Genomic DNA, 4,328 nt, shown 5'->3' with positions numbered 1-4,328 from the left:
CCCCCGGCTCCCCGGACTCCCCGGGGCAGACCTCCGACTCCCCGGAGCGCACCCGCACCCGTCGGCGCGACGTCTCCGACGCAGCGGGCTCCAGCCGGGACTGACCGATCCGGCGCTCTTGCCGACACCGCATGGCCCGTCAATAAAATGTCACACGCCATAGAAGGGTTTCCTGGTATGACCACCACTTCCTGGACCACCGATCGGCCCTGGCGGGGCGTCATGGTCGCCACCGCGCTCCCACTCCGCCCCGACCTCACCGTGGACCACGACCGCTACGCCGAGCACGTCCGCCGGCTGATCCGCGAGGGCTGCGACGGCGTGGTGCCCAACGGATCCCTCGGCGAGTACCAGACCCTCACCGACCAGGAGCGCGCCGAAGTGGTCCGTACCGCCGTCGCGGCGGCGGGGGACGGGGCCAGGGTGATGCCCGGGGTCGCCGCCTACGGCAGCGTCGAGGCCCGCCGTTGGGCCGAGCAGGCCGCCGAAGCGGGCTGCGGCTCCGTACTGCTGCTGCCGCCCAACGCCTACCGCGCCGAGGAGGCCGCGGTGGGGGCCCACTACGCCGAGGTGGCCAAGGCCGGGCTGCCGATCGTCGCCTACAACAACCCCGTCGACACCAGGATCGACCTCACCCCGCCGGTCCTCGCCAGGCTCCACGAGGAGGTGGGGATCGTCGCGGTCAAGGAGTTCAGCGGCGATGTCCGCCGCGCCTGGGAACTGGCCGAACTCGCCCCCGGACTCGACCTGCTGGCCGGCGCCGACGACGTCCTGCTGGAGCTGGCGGTCGCCGGGGCGGTCGGCTGGATCGCCGGGTTCCCCAACGCCCTCCCGGCCAGCTGCGTCCGCCTCTACCGCGCCGCGGTGGCCGGCGACCTGGAGACCGCCCGGCCCCTCTACCGCTCCTTGCACCCGCTGCTGCGCTGGGACTCCAGGACCGAGTTCGTCCAGGCCATCAAGGTCTCGATGGACGTCGCCGGGCACCACGGCGGCCCCACCCGCCCGCCGCGGCTGCCGCTCACCGCACCGTTCGAGGCGCAGGTGCGCGCCGCCACCGAGAAGGCCCTGGCCGACGGCCACCACTGAGCCGCGGAAAGGACTCCCGTGCGTACCCGTCATGTCTTCCACGCCGTCGACTCCCACACCGAGGGCATGCCCACCCGGGTCATCACCGGCGGTGTGGGCGTGATCCCCGGCGCCACCATGGCCGAACGCCGTACCCACTTCATCGAGCACCTGGACCACCTGCGGACCCTGCTGATGTACGAGCCGCGCGGCCACGCCTCGATGAGCGGCGCGATCCTCCAGCCGCCCATCCGGCCGGACGCCGACTACGGCGTGCTCTACATCGAGGTGTCCGGAGTGCTGCCGATGTGCGGCCACGGCACCCTGGGGGTGGCCACCGTGCTGGTGGAGACCGGCATGGTGCCGGTCACCGAGCCGGTCACCACCGTGCGGCTGGACACCCCGGCCGGGCTGGTCTCGGTCGACGTCCAGGTCTCGGACGGCGCGGCCCGGTCCGCCACCCTCACCAATGTGCCCGCCTTCTGCGTCGCCCTGGACCGCAAGGTGGAGGTGCCGGGATACGGCACGGTGACCTACGACCTGGCCTACGGCGGCAACTTCTACGCCTTCGTCTCCCTGGACGCCCTCGGGCTGCCCTTCGACCGGGCTCGCAAGGGCGAGCTGCTGGCCGCCGGACTGGCCGTGATGGAGGCCGTCAACGCCTCCCCCGACCGACCGATCCACCCCGAACAGCCCGGCATCAGCGGCCTCAAGCACGTCTACCTCGCCGCCCCCGGGTCGAACGCGGCCCGCTCTCGGCACGCCATGGCCATCCACCCCGGCTGGTTCGACCGCTCCCCGTGCGGCACCGGGACCTCCGCGCGGATGGCCCAGCTGCACGCCCGGGGCGAGCTGCCGCTGCACCGCGACTTCACCAACGAGTCCTTCATCGGCACCGAGTTCACCGGCCGACTGATCGCCGAGACCGAGGTCGGCGGGGTGCCGGCGGTGGTGCCCCGGATCACCGGCCGCGCCTGGCTCACCGGCACCGCCCAGTACTTCCTCGACCCCGACGACCCCTTCCCCGGAGGCTTCCTGCTGTGATGCCCGCACCCGCGCCGCTGGTCTCCCGCAACCCGGCGGACCCCTCCGACATCGTGGCCGAGCTACCGGCCGCCGGCGCCCCGGCCACCGCGGACGCCGTGGAGCGGGCCCGCGCCGCCCAACCCGGCTGGCTGCTCGCCGGCGCCGCCGCCCGCTCCGCGGCCCTGGCCTCGGTCGCCACGGCGATCGAGGCCGCTGCCGAGGAGTTGGCCGCGCTCGCCGTCCGAGAGGTCGGCAAGCCCCTCACCGAGGCACGGGCCGAGGTGGCGCGTACCGCCGCCATCTGGCACTACTACGCGCAAACCCCCTACGAGTCCGTCGGGGCGGTCCATGAGACGGCCGGCGGCCCCGGGCTGCTGCTGACCCGCCGCCGTCCGCACGGCGTCGCCGGTCTCATCACGCCCTGGAACTTCCCGTATGCCATTCCCAGCTGGAAGGCGGCACCGGCGCTGGCGGCAGGGAACGCGGTGGTGCTCAAACCGGCCCCGGAGGCCACCGCCTGCGCCGCCCGCCTCGCCGAGATCGTGCGGCGGGCGCTGCCCGAGGAGGTGCTGACCATGGTGCCCGGCGGCGCCGCCGAAGGCCGCGCCCTGCTGGCCGCGGCCGACGCCGTCTCCTTCACCGGCTCCACCGCGGTGGGCGCGGCGGCGGTTCGGGCCGCCACGGCCCGGGGGATCCCGGTCCAGGCCGAGATGGGCGGCCTCAACGCCGCCATCGTCCTGCCCGACGCCGATATCGAGCGGGCGGCCGGGCACATCGCCGCCGCGATCGCCGGGTACGCGGGGCAGAAGTGCACCGCGACCAGCCGGGTGATCGCCGTGGGCGCGGCCGGTGAGCCGCTGCGTGAAGCCCTCGCCGCGGCGCTGGGCGCCCTGCCGGTGGGCGATCCGGCGGACGCCGCCACGGTCTGCGGCCCGCTCATCTCCGAACGGGCCCGGGACCGGTACGGGGAGGCCCGGCAGGGCGTACGGGTGGCGGCGGCCGGCCGCACCCCCCAGCTCCCCGGCTGGTACGCGGCCCCCACCCTGGTCGAGCAACCGCCGCCGGACCACCAGCTGCTGTACGAGGAGGTCTTCGCCCCGATCGCCGTGCTGCTGCCCGCCAAGGACCTGGCGGAGGCCGTACGGATCACCAACTCCGTTCCGTACGGGCTGGTCACCTCGGTGCACACGGCCGACCTCGACCTGGTGCTGCACGGACTCGACCACCTCGACACCGGCATGGTCCGGATCAACGCGCCGTCCACCGGCGTCGACTTCCACCTGCCCTTCGGCGGCACCAAGACATCCAGCCACGGACCGCGGGAACAGGGCCGCGCGGCGCTGGAGTTCTACACCCTGACCCGCACCTACACCCTGTCACCCGCGGCTTCGGGAACCTGACACCGTACGCCCGCGGCCGGCCGGAACCCAGGAGCGGTGGCCGGCCGGCCGCGGGTGCCGCGGGTCAGTCGTCGCCCAGTACCGCGACCGCGAACGCCAGCCTGACGTCAAGCCACTTGGCCGTGATCGTGAAGTCCCGTCCGCTGGACTCCATCACGGTCTCCTTCCCGGAGCGCCAGATCAGCGACCGGTCCACCTCCGGGGTGTCGTCCAGGGCCAGCGCGACCGCGGAGCCGACCGCCTCGCCGATCAGCCGGCCGGTCGACCGGATCGAGACCTCGCCGCGCGCGAAAGCGGCCCATCTGTTCCGGCTCAGGATCTCGGGCCGATCGGGCTGCTCGACGCGCCAGGAGTGCCGCGCCAGCTTCCCCGAGGCCGGTATCCGCGCGATCCGGCCCAGCTCCCGGCCGGCGCCGTCCCGCACCTCGTAGCGACGCTCCCCGCCCTCGTCCGGCAGCTGCGTCATCCGGCACAGTACGCGCCGCACCTCACGGTCCTCGTACAGCACCCACTCGCCGGGGCGGATGCCCTCCGCCCCGGAGCGGAAGAACGCGCAGGGCGCGTAGACACGCTCCCGGCCCTCGCGCCGGGGCACACGCACCGCGTTCGGACCCAGCACCGCCTGCTTGCGACCCCGCCCCTCGGCCCGCTCCACGATGCCCACGGTGAACGTGCTGACGTCCCGCCAGTCGACTGCCGCGACCGGGGGTTCGCCATTCTTCTGTGTCTCGAACGCCATGCCCTGACCCTACTGGCGCGGGCGACCCCGCCGAACAGCGGCGATCCGCCGAACCGCGCCGCCGCGCGAGCGGCACGGCGAGCCGGTGGGGCGCCGGG

General features: G+C 74.2%; 4 protein-coding genes. 3 read left to right on the top strand and 1 reads right to left on the bottom strand.

The features are described from left to right. Positions 1-177: 177 nt before the first annotated feature. The 3 genes from E4099_RS29680 to E4099_RS29670 are packed head-to-tail and all read left to right on the top strand — an operon-like array spanning position 178 to position 3,491. Positions 178-1,086, top strand: coding sequence for a dihydrodipicolinate synthase family protein (locus tag E4099_RS29680; RefSeq protein WP_135342204.1), 909 nt, complete (start codon positions 178-180; stop codon positions 1,084-1,086). Between the two features lie 18 nt (positions 1,087-1,104). Next, complete coding sequence (locus E4099_RS29675) at positions 1,105-2,109, top strand: proline racemase family protein (RefSeq protein ID WP_135342203.1); 1,005 nt, start codon at positions 1,105-1,107, stop codon at positions 2,107-2,109. Then, positions 2,109-3,491: an aldehyde dehydrogenase family protein gene (locus tag E4099_RS29670; protein ID WP_135342202.1), complete on the top strand. Its 1,383-nt coding sequence runs from the start codon at positions 2,109-2,111 to the stop codon at positions 3,489-3,491. The genes E4099_RS29675 and E4099_RS29670 overlap by 1 nt, the downstream gene beginning before the upstream one ends. Positions 3,492-3,555: 64 nt before the next feature. Here the strand turns inward: E4099_RS29670 and E4099_RS29665 are convergent, their stop codons facing one another. Beyond that, positions 3,556-4,230 carry a hypothetical protein gene (locus E4099_RS29665; RefSeq protein ID WP_135342201.1) on the bottom strand — a complete coding sequence of 225 codons (675 nt, stop codon included), beginning with the start codon at positions 4,228-4,230 and terminating at the stop codon, positions 3,556-3,558. Positions 4,231-4,328: the final 98 nt, after the last annotated feature.

Source organism: Streptomyces palmae (assembly GCF_004684805.1).
Classification (GTDB): Bacteria; Actinomycetota; Actinomycetes; order Streptomycetales; family Streptomycetaceae; genus Streptomyces; species Streptomyces palmae.
Note: the sequence above shows the minus strand (reverse complement) of the source record. Positions and strands in the feature narration are given on the sequence as shown.